The organism is Micromonospora sp. NPDC049366 (assembly GCF_044466625.1).
Taxonomy (GTDB): Bacteria; Actinomycetota; Actinomycetes; order Mycobacteriales; family Micromonosporaceae; genus Micromonospora.
The window spans coordinates 200,535-216,309 of record NZ_JBITMV010000016.1; the positions used below are offsets into that span (position 1 = coordinate 200,535).

Consider the following 15,775-nt stretch of genomic DNA (forward strand, 5'->3'; position numbering starts at 1 on the left):
CGCCGCGACCGCAGCGGCTGTCGGCGCCGGGCACGCGCCGACGTCGGACACGGTAGCGGACGCGGCGCGCGGCGACGCACCCAGAGCCGAGGGGCGTGGGACCGGCCTCAGGTGGCGGACGGAACCCGCAGGCCGCCACCGTTGACCGGGGTGAGCGGGAGCAGCTTCTTGCCGGTCGGGCCGATCTGGATCTCGGTGTCCATGGCGGGGCAGACGCCGCAGTCGAAGCACGGGGTCCACCGGCAGTCGTCCTGCTCGTACTCGGAGAGGGAGTCCTGCCAGTCCTGCCAGAGCCAGTCCTTGTCCAGGCCGGAGTCCAGGTGGTCCCAGGGCAGGACCTCCAGCTCCTCCCGCTCCCGGGTGGTGTACCAGTCGAGGTCCACCCCGAACGCGGGCAGCACCTCGGCGGCGGCGTCCACCCAGCGCTGGTAGGAGAAGTGCTCACTCCAGCCGTCGAAGCGGCCGCCGTTCTCCCACACCTTGCGGATCACCGCGCCCACCCGGCGGTCACCACGGCTCAGCAGGCCCTCGATGAGCGACGGCTCGCCGTCGTGGTAGCGGAAGCCGATCGCCCGACCCAGCGACCGGTCGGCGTTGATCGCCTGCTTGAGCAGCTTCAACCGGCCGTCGATCACCTCGGGCCGCTCCATCGCCGCCCACTGGAACGGGGTGTGCGGCTTCGGCACGAACCCGCCGATGGAGACCGTGCAGCGGATGTCCTTCGAGCCGGTGGCGGCGCGGCCGGCGCGGATGACCTCGTGCGCCATGTCCGCGATCTCGAGGACGTCGTCGTCGGTCTCGGTGGGCAGGCCGCACATGAAGTAGAGCTTCACCTGCCGCCAGCCGTTGGTGTACGCGGTGACGACCGTACGAATCAGGTCGTCCTTCGACACCATCTTGTTGATGACCTTGCGGATCCGCTCCGACCCGCCCTCCGGGGCGAAGGTCAGGCCGGTGCGCCGCCCGTTGCGGGACAGCTCCTGCGCCAGGTCGATGTTGAAGGCGTCCACGCGGGTCGAGGGCAGCGACAGCGAGACGTTGGTGCCCTCGTACTGCTGGGCCAGGCCCGAGCACATGTCGCCGATCTCGGAGTGGTCGGCGGAGGAGAGCGAGAGCAGCCCGACCTCGTGGAAGCCGGAGAACTCCAGCCCCTGCTGCACCATCTGGCCGACGGTCGTGATCGAGCGCTCCCGCACCGGACGGGTGATCATGCCGGCCTGGCAGAACCGGCAGCCCCGCGTGCAGCCACGGAAGATCTCCACCGCGTACCGCTCGTGGACCGTCTCGGCGAGCGGGACCAGGGGCTTCTTCGGGTACGGCCAGGCGTCCAGGTCCATCGTGGTGCGCTTGTGCACCCGGAACGGCACGTCGGCCCGGTTGGGCACGACCCGCTGGATCCGGCCGTCCGGCAGGTAGTCCACGTCGTAGAAGCGCGGCACGTAGACGCTCTCGGTGCGGGCCAGCCGCAGCAGCAGCTCGTCCCGGCCGCCCGGGGAGCCCTCCGCCTTCCACTCCCGGACGATCGCGGTGATCTCCAGGACCGCCTCCTCGCCGTCGCCGAGGACGGCGGCGTCGATGAAGTCGGCGATCGGCTCCGGGTTGAAGGCGGCGTGCCCGCCGGCCAGGATCACCGGGTCGGCGTCGGTCCGGTCGGCCGCGAGCAGCGGGATGCCGGCCAGGCTGATGGCGTTGAGCAGGTTGGTGTAGCCCAGCTCGGTGGAGAACGAGACGCCGAACACGTCGAAGTCGCGCACCGGACGGTGAGCGTCGACGGTGAACTGCGGCACGCCGTGGGCGCGCATCAGCTTCTCCAGGTCCGGCCAGACCGCGTACGTCCGCTCGGCGAGCACGTCGGGCAGCTCGTTGAGCACCTCGTAGAGGATCTGGACACCCTGGTTGGGCAGGCCGACCTCGTACGCGTCCGGGTACATCAACGCCCAACGCACGGTCGCCGCGTCCCAGTCCTTGACCACGGCGCCCAGTTCGCCACCCACGTACTGGATGGGCTTGGTCACCTGGGGAAGCAGCGGCTCCAGGCGGGGCCAGACGGAGTTGGCCGCGACGGGGCGCGAGTTGGTGGACGGGACGCTCATGATGCCCAAGGGTACGCGCCCGCCCGGCGAACCCCGCGCGCACGCCCGCGCGGCGAGGCCCGGGCGCTCACCGACCCCGCCGTGTCACCGGCCGGAGCCGCCACCCCGGACCGCGCCCTGGTCACTGCCCCTGGTCACCGCCGAGCGCCGTGCCCGGCCGGCCGGCACCCGACATCTCACGCACGCGGCCGGACGCTGGGCGGGTCCCGGCGGGTGGCAGCGCGGTACTAACCTCGGACCGGCGCGAGAGGAGATTGCCGCGATGTCGGAGCCGCCGCCGGAGGCACACCGGCCGGCCGACGGGAACACCCCGGGTGCCGGGTCGGCCCACGAGCCGACCGTCGCCGGAGACACCGCCTCCTCCCCCGCACCGCCGGAGAGCGTCTCCCGCCCGGACCCGGCGGCCCCGTCCGCGCCCCAGTCGGAACGCGCGCCGCAGTCGGAACGCGCGCCGGAGACCGACGCCGTGCCGCAAGCCGAGTCCGCGCCCGAGACGCACCCCGTGCCGCACGCCGGGTCCGTGCCACAAGCCGAGTCCGTGCCAGCGGCCGACCCCACGAAACGCGAGGCAGCGTCCGACCCGACGGAGCAGGACGCTTCGGGCGGGCAGCGGGCCACGCCTGACGGGACCGACGAGCCCACCGCGCCCGCGTCCGGGCCCACTGGCACGCGCCGGATGCCCGCCGTCGAGGCGGTGAGCGATCCGACGCCGCCGCGCTGGAGCGGCTCCGCCGCCGTCCCGCCACCGTCGCCGCGCAAGCGCGCCTGGGGCGAGTCGGCCGAGCCGACCCCGGTGCCGCCCGCGTCGCCGGAGCTACCGGAGCACCGGGCGCCCGTCGACCCGTGGGCGGGCGCGGACACCGGCGGCTGGGAGCTGCCCTCGGCGGAGTTGCCACCGCTGCCACCGACGCTGCCCTATCCGGCGCCGCCACCCACGCACCCCTATCCGGGGGAGGCCGCCCCGGTGCCGGTCCCGCCACCGCACGCGAGGCCACCGCACCCGGCTCCGCCGCAGGCGATGCCGCCGTACCCGATGTCGCCGCCCCCGGCCGCCCACCCGGCGCCGGTGTCGCCCGCCCGGCCCGTGTCGCCGCCTCCCACGTCACCGTTCCCGGGGGCCCGGCCACCGGTCACAGCCCGTCCGGCACCGCCCGCGCCGCCGGCACCGCCGAAGCAGCGGCGGTCGAAGCGCGGGGCCGCGCCGCCGCCCGGCTGGCAGGCACCCCGGGGGTACGTGCCGGTGCCCGTCCGCAAGCGACGCCGTTGGCCCTGGTTGCTGCTGCTCACGCTGGCCTGCTGCTGCGGCTGCCCGGCCTACTACGGCATGCCGATCTGGACGCAGTACCCGGCCAACGCCAGCCTTCCCGCCCAGGTGAACGACCTGGCGCTGCGCGAGGACGGCAGCAGCAAGCAGGCCGCCCGCCAGTTGGAGGCCGAGGTGCGCAAGGCGCACTGGCTGGCCGAGGAGACGTTCGCGGGCGTGTACGCCACGTCGGACGGCAAGCGGGTCACGGTCTTCGGCGGGACCGGCTTCCGGCCGACCCCGGAGGCGGACGCGGACGCCGAGATCGCCCGGCTCACCGAGCGGTACCGGCTCGAGTCGGTCGAGACGGTCGACACCGGTGTCCGTGGCCGGTACGCGCGCTGCGCGGTGGGCCGTACCGACGGGACGGGCGTGGTGGTCTGCACCTCGGTCGACCACGGCAGCATCGCGACCGGCGTCTTCACCCGGCTGGACGTGGCCGACAGCGCCGCGCTCCTCGACGACCTGCGCGGGCAGATCGTCGTAGCGGACCGAAGCTGAGACGACACGGTTTTCGAATTCACCTTTACTGAGGGGATAAGCCCCCGCACAAGTGACAATAGGGGCATGTCGCGGCGTTGGCTGTTCGCCGATCAGCTGGGGCCGCACTTCCTCGACGACCGCCACCAACCGGTGCTGCTGATCGAGTCGAAGGCGGTCTTCCGGCGTCGTGCCTTCCACCGGCAGAAGGCGCACCTCGTCCTGTCCGCCCTGCGGCACCGCGCCGCGGAGCTCGGCGACCAGGCGATCTACCTACGGGCCGAGACCTACCGCGAGGCGCTGCGGAAGGTGCGCGAGCCCCTCGAGGTGTGCCATCCGACGTCCCGGGCGGCGCTGCGCTTCGTCCGCGGGCTCGACGGGGTCACCGTGCTGCCGCCCCGCGGCTTCGTCACCGCGATCGCCGACTTCGCCGAGTGGGCCGACGGTCGCCGGGGCGCGCTCCGGATGGAGGCGTTCTACCGCTTCGCCCGGCAGCATCACGGGATCCTCGTGGAGGGGGACGAGCCGGTCGGCGGCCGGTGGAGCCTGGACCCGGAGAACCGGGAGCCGCCGCCGAAGGACGCGGAGCGGCTGGACGTACCCCCGCCGCCGATGCCGAAGGAGGACGACATCGACGCCGAGGTCCGGGCGGACCTCGACCGGTGGGAGCGCGAGGGTGTCCGGTTCGTCGGCCGGGACGGCCCCCGTCGCTTCCCGGCAACGACCCGGGAGGCCACCGCACGGCTGCGGCACTTCCTGCGCCACCGGCTCGCGCACTTCGGCCCGTACGAGGACGCGATGCTCTCCACCGACCCGTGGATGGCGCACAGCCTGCTCTCGTCGTCGTTCAACCTCGGCCTGCTCGACCCGATGGCGGCGGTGCGGGGCGCCGAGCAGGCGTACCGGAAGCAGGGCGCGCCGCTGCCCAGCGTGGAGGGGTTCATCCGGCAGATCATCGGCTGGCGGGACTTCGTCTGGAACCTCTACTGGTACTTCGAACCCGGCTACGCCGGCACCAACCGACTGGCCGCCCGCCGGTCGGTGCCCGACTGGTTCCACGACCTCGACGCCGACGCGGTCCAGGCGCACTGCCTCTCCGACGTCATGGCCGACCTGCGCGATCACGGCTGGGTGCACCACATCCCCCGGCTCATGGTGCTCGGCAACTACGCCCTGCAGCGCGGCTGGCGGCCCGCCGAGATGGTGGACTTCTTCCACCGCAGCTTCGTCGACGGGTACGCCTGGGTGATGACGGTGAACGTGGTCGGCATGAGCCAGTACGCCGACCTGGGCCGGATGACCACGAAGCCGTACGTCGCCGGCGGCTCGTACATCAACCGGATGAGCGACTACTGCGGCGGCTGCCGGTACGACCCGAAGCAGCGCCTCGGTGAGAAGGGCTGCCCCTACACCGCCGGCTACTGGGCGTTCCTCGCCCGCAACCGGGACCGGATACCGACCAACGCCCGGATGGCTCGGCAACTGGCCCAACTGGACCGGCTGACGGATGTGGACGCAGTGCTCGACCAGGAGAAGCGGCGCGGCGCCGCCCCACCGTGACGACGGGTCAGGCCGGGCCCTCGCGGATCGGGTCGGGGTGGGCGCGCGGCGGGGCGTACCGGGCCACGTACTCCTGACCGGTGAGCTTCTGGATCTCGCTCATCATCTCGTCGGTCATCGCCCGCAGGGACGCGCGGTCGTCCGGCCGGCCGGTGAAGTCCAGCGGCTTGCCGAACCGGATCGTGACCTTCCCGGTGCCGGGTCGGGGGACCCGCGCGCCGATCGGCTGTACCTTCTCGGTGCCGATCATGCCGACCGGGATGATCGGCACTCCGGCGGAGACGGCCAGGCGGACCGCGCCGGTGCGACCGCGGTAGAGCCGCCCGTCGGGCGACCGGGTGCCCTCCGGGTAGACGACCACCAGGTCGCCGCCCTTGAGCGCCGGGATGGCCGCGTCGAACGCGGTCAGGGCGGCCCGCCCGCCGGCCCGCTCGACGGGGATCGCCCCCAGCCCGGTGAGGACGAACTTGGAGAACGCCCCCTTGAGGCCGGTGCCCTTGAAGTACTCGGACTTGGCCCAGAACGCGAGGTGCCGCGGCACCACCGTGCCGACGAACAGCTCGTCGGCCACGGAGAGGTGGTTGCCGGCGAGGATCGCGCCACCGGTCTCCGGCACGTGCTCCAGCCCCTCCACGGTCGGCCGGAACGCCAACCGCATCGCGGGCGCCACGGTGAGCTTGCCGATGGTGTAGAGCAGCGGCACTGGTCCTCCGGCGGTCGTGTGCGAAGCGGGCGGTGTCACGGTAGCCGACGCAGCCGCCTCCGCTCACGGGAGTGCCCGGGACCGGGCCTTCCTACACGGCTTGACCGCACTCTCGTGTTCACGCAAACTTCGCCGGTGCGTTCGCTTCGGTACGACGAATTTCAGGCCATGCGCCGTTTTCCCGCCCTGGACGGCCTCCGGGCGCTGGCGGCGATCATGGTGTTCGCCTTCCACTACGGTGGGCCGAACTGGACGTGGCTGACCGGCTGGATCGGCGTCCACCTGTTCTTCGTCCTCTCCGGCTTCCTGATCACGACGCTGCTGCTGCGCGAGGAGCACCGCTACGGCAAGGTCTCACTGAAGGCCTTCTACCTGCGGCGGTTCTTCCGGATCATGCCGGTCTACCTGCTGGTGCTGTTTCTGACCTGGGCCCTCGCCCGGCTCAACGGCGGCGCCGCGACGGTCGAACGCCTCCTGAAGTACTACGTGTTCTTCCTCAACGAGCTGCTGCCGCCGGGCTCGCCGTACCTGCACTCGTGGACGATCGGCATCGAGCAGAAGTTCTACCTGTTCTGGCCGGCCATCGCGTTCGTGCTGGTCACCGCCGCGTTCCGCCGCCGGCTGGCGGTGACGCTCGGCCTGCTCGTGCTCTTCATCGCGCTGATCCCGCCGGACATCGCCTGGCTGAGTTGGCCGATCCACTATGTCGCCATCCTCCTGGGCTGCCTGACCGCGGTCGTCATGCACCACCCCCGGGGCTTCGCCCTGGTCCGGCCCCTGACCCATCCGGTCACCGCGTCCGTGGTGATCGTGGCGTTCGTCGCGGTGCACGTGTCCGTCCAGTTCTGGCCGGCCCGGCTCGGCCAGGAGCTGCTGATCGGCAGCTACGCCCTCGCCGCGGCGGTCCTGCTGCCGGCCCTGCTGTCCCGCAGCGTGCTGGCCCGCGGGCTGGGTCTGCGTCCGCTCGTCTTCGTCGGTGAGCGGTCCTACTCGATGTACCTCATCCAGTCCATCGCGGCGCGAACGGCGATCGGCGTGGTGCCGGCGCTCGGTCACCGCGGCACCGGCCTGTTCCTGGCCGCCGTGGTGGTCGCTCTGCTGGGCGCGGATCTGCTGTACCGGTGGGTCGAGCTGCCGATGATCGACGTCGGCCGCCGCCTGGCCGCCCGGGTGTCCCGACCCGGGCCGAAGGTCACCACCGACGGCGCAGGGACGACCGGCACGACCGATCCCGTCGCCCAGATTCCCCGGCCCCGCGAGGTGCTGGCGGACACGGCCGCGCCGACCCGGTGACCCGCGGAGCCCACGCCGGTCGCTGATCGCCGGGCATGACCGGCGTCACATCCCGGATCCGTCACGACCCGTACCGGCCACCTCGTCCCAGTGGTGTCACACCGATCAGGGAGGGTGCAGATGCAGCGGATGAACGCGGCCGCGGTGGCTCCGGAGGCCTACCAGGCGGTCATGGGCCTGGAGAAGTACGTCCGGACGAACGTCGACCACACGGTGCTGGAGCTGATCAAGCTGCGGGCCTCGATGCTGAACGGCTGCGCGTTCTGCGTCGACATGCACAGCAGCGACGCGCTGCGCTCGGGTGAGTCGAGCCGGCGGCTGTTCGCCGTCGCGGCGTGGCGGGAGGCGCCGTTCTTCGACGAGCGGGAACGCACCGCGCTGGCGCTGACCGACGCGGTCACCCGACTCGGCGAGCACGGGGTGCCGGACGAGGTCTGGGACGCCGCCGCCAAGCAGTGGTCGGAGAAGGAGCTGGCCGACCTGGTGATGGCCATCGCGACGATCAACGTGTGGAACCGGATCGCCGTGACCACGCGGGCGCAGCCGCCGACGGAGGCCTGAGCAGCCACCACGGCGACGGAGACGGCCGGTGCGCGATCCGCGCACCGGCCGCTGTCGTTCCGCTGGGCTTCCGGCGTCGGTCCGGCGGCCTACCGGTGTCGGTCCGGTCGGCCGCGCACGGCGTCGTCCCCGGCCGTCACCCCACGGTCGCCGGAGAGCGTCGCGCGGGTGCCGACGGAAGGCGTCAGCCCAGCTCGGGGAACCAGAGCGCGATCTCGCGCTTCGCGCTGTCCGGCGAGTCCGACGCGTGCACCAGGTTCTCCCGGTTGGACAGCGAGAGGTCGCCACGGATCGTGCCGGCCGCGGCCCGACGACCGTCGGTGGCGCCGACCAGCGCCCGGACGACCTCGATGGCCTGGTCGCCGGAGAGCACCAGGGCGACCAGCGGCCCGCCGGTCATGAAGGCCTTCAGCGGCGGGTAGAACGGCTTGTCGACGTGCTCGGCGTAGTGCTCGTCGGCCAGCGCGGCGTCCATCGTCCGGGTCACCATGGCCTCGATCCGCAGCCCCTTGCGCTCGAAGCGGGAGAGGACCTCGCCGACCAGCCCGCGGCGCACCGCGTCCGGCTTGATCAGTACGAGGGTGCGCTCGTCGGGGTTGGGGCTGGACACGCTGGGTTCCTCCTGTGCACGGAAGACGGCTCGGCTGGGTACGGTCAGCCTAGCGACCCGGTCCCGGCGCCGGCGCGGCGGCTGGCCTTTCCCCCGGTGGCCGCCGCGGCCTAGCCTGGCCCTTGACCCCCGGGAGGTCCACTGTGGCGAATGGCGGGAGCCGACCCATCGCGCCGGTACGCAAGCTGATCGCGGCGGTGCTCGGCACCGTGGCGACCTTCGTGATCCTCTTCGGCCTGGGCATGACCAGCTGGGCGATCGTGGCGCTCGGCGTCGCCCTGCTGGTGCTGGCGATCGCCCTGGGCACCGTGCGGGGCGGCGGGCGCACCTGGGTGATCGGCGAGGGGCACGTGCACAGCGCGTCCGAGCCACCCACCCAGTACGCCTTCGGCCGCTGCGAGCTGCAGCTCGTCATCGACGCCCCGGGGCTGCCGCCGCGGAGCAAGAAGATCATCGAGCCGCGGGTGCCGGTCTCCAAGTGGCCGTCGCTCGGGCAGACGCTGCCCATCCGCGTCGCCCTGGACGACCAGAGGCACGTGCGGGTGCTCTGGGACGAGGTCCCCACGCACGCCGAGAGCGCCGCCGCGGTGGCCGCCGACCTGCCCCCCGAGTACGCCGGCCCGGAACCCGTCGAGGAGGTGCTGATCGCGCAGGACGCCCCGCCGTGGGCCGGGCGGTCGGCCGACGACGACTTCCGCGACCCGCTCGGCGACCCCCTCGGCGACCCGCTGCGCGACGAGCACGAGCCGCTGGTGGTCCAGCACCCGCGCCCGGGCACCGGCGTGGTGCTGGAGGGCACGGTCGTCGACGCGCCGGCCAACACCCTGCCGCATCGGGCCACCCCGGCTCCACGTCCGCCGGTCGAGGAGCAGGAGCAGTACGGCTCGGCCGTCCTGCCGGACGAGCCGCCGCCCGCCGACGACCCGACCAGGACCGGCGCCTCCAACACCCCCGGCGACCTTGGCACCCCCGGCGGGCCTGGCACAGCCCGGTCCATGCCGCTCGACCCGCTCGATCCGCTGGACCTGCCGCTGGACGATCCGACGCTGCCCGCCCCGCCGGCCCAGGCCGTCACCCCGACCCCGGAGCAGTTGGACGAGGTTGTCTTCGGCTACGGGTCGGAGCCCACGTCGGACGAGCCGGCCGGAGCGGGGGCGCCGATCAGTGGCCTCGGCCTGACCCTTCAGGTCGCCGACCTGGCCCGGTCCCTCGCCTTCTACCGGGACGCCCTCGGCTTCACCGAACTCGACGCGGACGACCGCACCGCCGTACTCACCTCCGGCACGATCAAGCTGCTGCTCCAGCAGGACGCCGAGGCCGGGCAGGTGAAGCGCCGCGCGGTCCACGTCAACCTCGAGGTGGACGACATCCACGCGGCGTACCGGCGGCTCCGCGGGGCCGGCATCCGCTTCACGTCGGAGCCCCGGCTCCTCAACCAGGGCACCCGGCTGGAGGGCTGGGCCGCGGCCTTCCGGGACCCGGACGGCCACGGCGTCGCGCTGACCCAGTGGCGGGAACGCGCCGAGGCCTGACGCAACCGGCCGCGCCGAGCGCCGGGCGGCAGCCTCCGGTGTGGCGACCGACCGCGCCGGCGCCTTCGGTGTACGGCCGGGCGCGCCGGGCGGCCTCCGGTGTTCGGCCGGGCGCGCCGGGTCAGCCGAGGATGACCCGGCGGACGTGCAGCGCGTACCCCCAGACCAGGGCGAAAATGACGCCGAGCACGAACAGCGACCAGTGCAGCAGGCCGGCGAGGATCAGCAGCCCCTGCAGGACGGTGCCGGCGTGCCAGGCCCACGAACGGCGCATCATGCCGGCGAGCACCACCGCCGCCACCGCGAGCGCCACCACCACGCCGATCGCCGTGCCGCTCAGGTCACCGCCGACCACCCGGATCGGTTGGATGGCCAGCAGCAGGACGAGGGCCTCGATGGCGAGCGTGCCGGCACCGAGGCTGCGTACCGCCCGTTCCGGGTTGCGCAACCCGGACCGCCGCGGCGGCTCCGACGGGTCCCCGCCGGGCTCCGGCCCGGATCCCGGCTGCTGCTGCGACCCGGCACCGGGCACCTGCCCCGGCTCGGACGGGGGCTGCTCCGGCCGGGTCATCGCTTGAGCAGCCGGCGGGCGTCGGCCACGGTCACCACCGACCCCGTGATCAGGACACCCACTCCGCTCAGCTCACCGGGGACGTCCTCCTCGGCCAGCGCCACGGCGGTCTCGATCGCGTCCGGCATCTCCTCGGCCACCTCCACCCGCTCCGGGCCGAACACCTCGGCGGCCAGTGCGGCCAGTTCGCGCGCCGGCATCGCCCGGGGCGAGCTGTTACGGGTGACGACCAGCTGGTCGACCACCGGCTCCAGCAGCTCCAGCAGGGCCGGCGCGTCCTTGTCGCCGAGCACACCGACGACCGCCACCAGCTTGCTGAACGCGAACTCCTCCTGCAACGCGGTGACCGTCGCGGTCATCCCGTGCGGGTTGTGGGCACCGTCGAGCAGGATGGTCGGCGCGCTGCGTACCCGCTCCAGCCGGCCCGGCGAACTGGCCGTCGCGAAGCCCTCCCGGACAGCCTCCACGTCGAGCTGGCGGCGGGCACCGGCGCCCAGGAACGCCTCGACCGCGGCGAGCGCCACGGCGGCGTTCTGCGCCTGGTGGGCGCCGTGCAGCGGGATGAAGACCTCCTCGTACACCCCGCCGAGCCCCTGCAGGGTGAGCACCTGACCGCCGACCGCGACCGCCCGGCGCAGCACGCCGAACTCCGCGCCCTCGCGGGCCACCGTGGCGCCCACCTCGGCGCAGCGCTCCAGGATCGGGCGGGCCGCCTCCTCCTCCTGCGCCGCCGAGATGACCGTCGCCCCGGGGTGGATGATCCCGGCCTTGTGCAGGGCGATGTCCTCGATCGTGTCGCCGAGCCACTCGGTGTGGTCCAGCCCGATCGGGGTGATCACCGCGACCCCGGCCTGGAGGACGTTCGTGGAGTCCTCGGCGCCGCCGAGCCCCACCTCGACCACCGCCACGTCGACCGGCGCGTCGGCGAACGTGGCGAACGCCAGCGCCGTGGTCATGTCGAAGTACGTCAACGGCTCGGCCGACCGCTCGTCGACGAGCCGGGCCAGCGGGGCGACTTCGCGGTAGGTGGCGACGAACCGCTCCTCGCTGACCGGCTCGCCGTCCAGGCTGATCCGCTCCCGCACGGTCTCCAGGTGCGGGCTGGTGTAGCGGCCGGTGTGCAGCCCGAACGCGCGCAGCAGCGAGTCGATCATCCGGGCCGTCGACGTCTTGCCGTTGGTGCCGGTCAGGTGGATCGACGGGTACGCGCGCTGCGGGCTGCCGAGCAGGTGCAGCAGGGACTCGATGCGGTCCAGCTCGAAGACCATGCGGGTGAAACCCCGCTCGGCCAGCTCGGCCTCGACCTCGGCGAAGGCGTTCTGATCGCTCACGACGGCAGCGCCTCCAGTGCGGCGTCGATCCGGACCAGGTCCGCCTCGGCGACGGCCAGCCGGTCCCGGATCTTGCCGACGACGGCCTCGGGCGCCTTGCCGACGAAGGCCGGGTTGTCGAGCTTGGCCCGGGCCTGGGCGACCTCCTTCTCGGCCGCCGCGCGGTCCTTGGTGAGGCGGGCCCGTTCCGCGGCCACGTCGATCGAGCCGCGGGTGTCCAGTGCCACGCTCACCTCGCCCGGCATGGCCAGCGTCGCGCTCGCCTGGAAGCCCTCCTCGGCCGGGTCGAGCCGCACCAGGGAGCGGATCAGCGGCTCGTGCGCGGCGATCCCGGCGCCCGCGAGGCCTTCCAGCCGGGCCGCGACCCGCTGCGTGGGGCGCAGACCCTGGTCGGAGCGGAACCGGCGGATCTCCGTCACCACCCGCTGCACGGTGCCGACCTCCGCCTCCGCGGCGTCGTCGACGCGACCCCGGTCGGCGACCGGCCAGGCCGCGTACATGATCGTCTCGCCGCCGGTGAGCGCGGTCCAGAGCTCCTCGGTCACGAACGGAACGATCGGGTGCAGCAGCCGCAGCAGCTGGTCCAGCACGTGACCGAGCACCCGGCGGGTCGCCTCGGCGGCCGGCCCACCCTCGGCGAGCACCGGCTTGGTCAGCTCCACGTACCAGTCGCAGACGTCGTCCCAGGCGAAGTGGTAGAGCAGGTCGCAGACCTTCGCGAACTCGTACGCCTCGAACTGCTCGTCCACCTCGGCCACGACGTGCTGCAGCCGGGACAGGATCCACCGGTCGACGGTGGAGAGCTGCTCGGCGGCGGGCAGCGGCCCCTCGGTGTGCGCGCCGTTCATCAGCGCGAACCGGGTCGCGTTCCACAGCTTGTTGCAGAAGTTCCGGGAGCCCTGGCACCACTCCTCGCTGACCGGCACGTCCCCACCGGGGTTCGCGCCGCGGGCCAGGGTGAACCGGGTGGCGTCCGCGCCGAAGCGGTCGATCCAGTCCAGCGGGTCGACCACGTTGCCGAACGACTTCGACATCTTCTTGCCGTGCTCGTCGCGGACCATGCCGTGCAGGGCCACCACGTCGAACGGCGGCCGGCCGTCCATCGCGTACAGGCCGAACATCATCATCCGGGCGACCCAGAAGAAGAGGATGTCGTAGCCGGTGACCAGCACGCTGGTCGGATAGAACTTGGCGAGGTCGACGGTCTGCTCCGGCCAGCCCAGCGTGGAGAACGGCCACAGCGCGCTGGAGAACCAGGTGTCCAGCACGTCCTCGTCCTGGCGCCAGCCCGCACCCGTGGGCGGCTGCTCGTCCGGCCCGACGCACACGACCTCGCCGTCCGGGCCGTACCAGACGGGGATGCGGTGCCCCCACCACAGCTGCCGGGAGATGCACCAGTCGTGCATGTTGTCGACCCAGGCGAAGTACCGCTTCGCCAGCTCCGCCGGCTCGATCCGCACCCGGCCGTCGCGCACCGCGTCACCGGCGGCCTGGGCCAGCGGCGTGGTGTTGACGAACCACTGCAGGGACAGCCGCGGCTCCACCGTCGTACGGCAGCGGGAGCAGTGCCCGACCGCGTGCACGTACGGCCGCTTCTCCGACACGATCCGGCCCTGCTCCCGCAGGGCGGCCACGATCGCCGGCCGCGCCTCGAACCGGTCCAGCCCCTCGAAGGGCCCCGGCACGGTGATCACGCCACGCTCGTCCATGACGGTCAGCGCGGGCAGGTCGTGCCGCTGGCCGATCTCGAAGTCGTTGGGGTCGTGCGCCGGGGTCACCTTGACCATGCCGGTGCCGAAGGACGGGTCGACGTGCGCGTCGGCCACGATCGGGATCCGGCGGCCGGTCAGCGGCAGCTCGACCTCGGTGCCGACCAGGTGCCGGTACCGCTCGTCGTCCGGGTGCACCGCGACCGCGGTGTCGCCGAGCATCGTCTCGGCCCGGGTGGTGGCGACCACCACCTCGTCGCTGTAGCGGATGGAGACGAGCTCGCCGTCGTCGTCGGTGTGCTCCACCTCGATGTCGGAGAGCGCGGTGAGGCAGCGCGGGCACCAGTTGATGATCCGGTTGGCCCGGTAGATGAGGCCGTCGTCGTACAGCTTCTTGAAGATCGTCTGGACGGCACGCGACAGGCCCTCGTCCATGGTGAAGCGCTCGCGCTCCCAGTCGACGGAGTCGCCGAGTCGGCGCATCTGGCCGAGGATGGCGCCGCCGGACTCGGCCTTCCACTGCCAGACGCGCTCGACGAACTTCTCCCGACCCAGGTCGTGCCGGGACAGCCCCTGCGCGGCGAGCTGGCGCTCGACCACGTTCTGGGTGGCGATGCCGGCGTGGTCCATGCCGGGCAGCCACAGCGCCTCGAAGCCCTGCATCCGCTTCCGCCGCACCAGGGCGTCCTGGACGGTGTGGTCGAGGGCGTGCCCCATGTGCAGGGAGCCGGTCACGTTCGGCGGCGGGATGACGATGGTGAACGGTGGCTTGTCGCTGTCCGCGTCCGCCCGGAAGTGGCCGTCGGCTACCCACTGCTCATACCGTCGCTGCTCTACCTCGCTCGGCTGGTACTGGCCGGCAAGGGTCGGGGCGTCGGGGCGTCGGGCATCCAGTCTCTCGGTCACCCTGAAAGTCTACGGAGGGCTTCCGCGGACCTGACGTGCGCCACCGGTCCTTCGCGTACGGTGTCGGCTATGTCCGACGCACATCTCACCGAGCGTCCTCTCGACGACGGACCCGAACCCGTCGAGCTGACCGAGGAACCGATCCAGCTGAGCAACCGGGAGCCCGGCGGTGGCTCCGAGCAGCGGTCGGCGCGGTCACGACGGCGACGGATCGGCTGGTCGGTGGCGCTCGCCATCGGCCTCGCCGGCGCGGGCACGCTCGGGGTGGTCGGCTGGCGGATCGCCCAGCAGAAGGACACCCAGCTCGCCAGCCCCGACCGGGTGGCCGGGCTGACCCGGGACGACAGCGAGCGGGCACGCAGCACCGCCGACTACCTGCGCAGCGGCTTCGCCGCCGACATCCAGCTGGACCGCAGCTTCGGCACCGTCTACCGGGACCCGGCCGACGACAAGCGTTCGGTGCTCGTGTTCGGCGGCACCACCCTGCTGTGGCAGCCGGAGCGTGACCTGGACAGCCTCTTCGGGCTGATGTCCGACGAGACGGGCAAGGTGAACGGCCTGCGCGAGGTGCCCGCCGGCGACCTGGGCGGCGTCATGAAGTGCGGCACCACCAGCGGTGAGGGCGGCGACTTCGCCATCTGCGGGTGGGCCGACCACGGCAGCGTCGCGATGGCCATGTTCCCCGGGCGTAGCGTCGACGACGCGAGCAGGCTGTTCCGCGACCTCCGCGAGGGCATCCAGACCCGCGACTGACCGGGGCCCGTTCCGGGGGTACGCCGCTTGGCGCCACCGGTGTCAGCGATCCCCGTACGCCTCCTGGCGCCGCCACCAGTGTCAGCGATCCCGGGGATGCGCCTCCTGACGCGCCACGTCGACCGCCTCTGCGCGTCGCCGCGGCCCTCGGCCGCGCTGACGGGCCCAGCGAGCCTCCACGGCCTTACCGCTCCCCCAGCGGAGCCTTCGCCGTGAAGGTCCGGTGCCGACCTCGGGTCGGTCGCCGGTACCGGGCTCCTCGCACAACTGTCGGCCGACGTCCGGGAATTGGGGTGGAAAACGCGTCAGGGCCACCCTCACAAAGGGTGGCCCTGACGGGAAGATTGTCCGGCGGTGTCCTACTCTCCCA

Annotated in this window: 12 protein-coding genes; 6 read left to right on the forward strand and 6 right to left on the reverse strand. The window is 72.8% G+C overall.

Translation table 11 applies throughout. The features are described from left to right. Nucleotides 1-107: 107 nt before the first annotated feature. On the reverse strand, nucleotides 108-2,093 hold the full coding sequence (locus tag ACIBTV_RS23145; RefSeq protein ID WP_396707945.1) for a TIGR03960 family B12-binding radical SAM protein: 1,986 nt from the start codon (nucleotides 2,091-2,093) through the stop codon (nucleotides 108-110). A 262-nt stretch (nucleotides 2,094-2,355) separates the two neighbouring features. Here ACIBTV_RS23145 and ACIBTV_RS23150 point away from each other — a divergent pair, with 262 nt between their 5' ends. Beyond that, nucleotides 2,356-3,897 (forward strand): hypothetical protein, encoded by a 1,542-nt coding sequence (locus ACIBTV_RS23150; RefSeq protein ID WP_396707947.1) that lies wholly within the window; start codon nucleotides 2,356-2,358, stop codon nucleotides 3,895-3,897. A 66-nt stretch (nucleotides 3,898-3,963) separates the two neighbouring features. Then, entirely contained in the window at nucleotides 3,964-5,436 is a 1,473-nt protein-coding gene (locus ACIBTV_RS23155; RefSeq protein ID WP_396707948.1) for a cryptochrome/photolyase family protein, read from the forward strand. Between the two features lie 7 nt (nucleotides 5,437-5,443). Here the strand turns inward: ACIBTV_RS23155 and ACIBTV_RS23160 are convergent, their stop codons facing one another. Beyond that, nucleotides 5,444-6,139: a lysophospholipid acyltransferase family protein gene (locus ACIBTV_RS23160; RefSeq protein ID WP_396707950.1), complete on the reverse strand. Its 696-nt coding sequence runs from the start codon at nucleotides 6,137-6,139 to the stop codon at nucleotides 5,444-5,446. A gap of 135 nt (nucleotides 6,140-6,274) precedes the next feature. On the opposite strand from ACIBTV_RS23160, the gene ACIBTV_RS23165 reads away from it, so the two are divergent. Further along, the gene (locus ACIBTV_RS23165; RefSeq protein WP_396707952.1) at nucleotides 6,275-7,432 is read left to right on the forward strand and encodes an acyltransferase family protein; all 1,158 of its coding nucleotides are present in this window, start codon (nucleotides 6,275-6,277) and stop codon (nucleotides 7,430-7,432) included. A gap of 120 nt (nucleotides 7,433-7,552) precedes the next feature. Then, entirely contained in the window at nucleotides 7,553-7,993 is a 441-nt protein-coding gene (locus ACIBTV_RS23170; RefSeq protein ID WP_396707953.1) for a carboxymuconolactone decarboxylase family protein, read from the forward strand. 184 nt (nucleotides 7,994-8,177) lie between these two features. On the opposite strand, the gene ndk is transcribed toward ACIBTV_RS23170, so the two are convergent. Beyond that, complete coding sequence (ndk, locus tag ACIBTV_RS23175) at nucleotides 8,178-8,603, reverse strand: nucleoside-diphosphate kinase (RefSeq protein ID WP_396707954.1); 426 nt, start codon at nucleotides 8,601-8,603, stop codon at nucleotides 8,178-8,180. A gap of 143 nt (nucleotides 8,604-8,746) precedes the next feature. Between ndk and ACIBTV_RS23180 the strand changes: the two genes are divergently transcribed. Then, nucleotides 8,747-10,135, forward strand: a complete 1,389-nt coding sequence (locus ACIBTV_RS23180; protein ID WP_396707956.1) for a VOC family protein — start codon at nucleotides 8,747-8,749, stop codon at nucleotides 10,133-10,135. A gap of 121 nt (nucleotides 10,136-10,256) precedes the next feature. Here the strand turns inward: ACIBTV_RS23180 and ACIBTV_RS23185 are convergent, their stop codons facing one another. From ACIBTV_RS23185 to ACIBTV_RS23195, 3 genes are read right to left on the reverse strand one after another with little or no spacing between them, the layout of a single operon-like run. Next, nucleotides 10,257-10,706, reverse strand: coding sequence for a DUF4233 domain-containing protein (locus ACIBTV_RS23185; protein ID WP_396707958.1), 450 nt, complete (start codon nucleotides 10,704-10,706; stop codon nucleotides 10,257-10,259). Then, complete coding sequence (locus tag ACIBTV_RS23190; RefSeq protein ID WP_396707959.1) at nucleotides 10,703-12,037, reverse strand: bifunctional folylpolyglutamate synthase/dihydrofolate synthase; 1,335 nt, start codon at nucleotides 12,035-12,037, stop codon at nucleotides 10,703-10,705. Before ACIBTV_RS23190 ends, ACIBTV_RS23185 begins: the two co-directional genes overlap by 4 nt. Next, on the reverse strand, nucleotides 12,034-14,652 hold the full coding sequence (locus ACIBTV_RS23195; protein ID WP_396707960.1) for a valine--tRNA ligase: 2,619 nt from the start codon (nucleotides 14,650-14,652) through the stop codon (nucleotides 12,034-12,036). The genes ACIBTV_RS23190 and ACIBTV_RS23195 overlap by 4 nt, the downstream gene beginning before the upstream one ends. Before the next feature lie 69 nt (nucleotides 14,653-14,721). Here ACIBTV_RS23195 and ACIBTV_RS23200 point away from each other — a divergent pair, with 69 nt between their 5' ends. Beyond that, nucleotides 14,722-15,405 (forward strand): hypothetical protein, encoded by a 684-nt coding sequence (locus tag ACIBTV_RS23200; protein WP_396707962.1) that lies wholly within the window; start codon nucleotides 14,722-14,724, stop codon nucleotides 15,403-15,405. Nucleotides 15,406-15,775 lie beyond the last annotated feature (370 nt).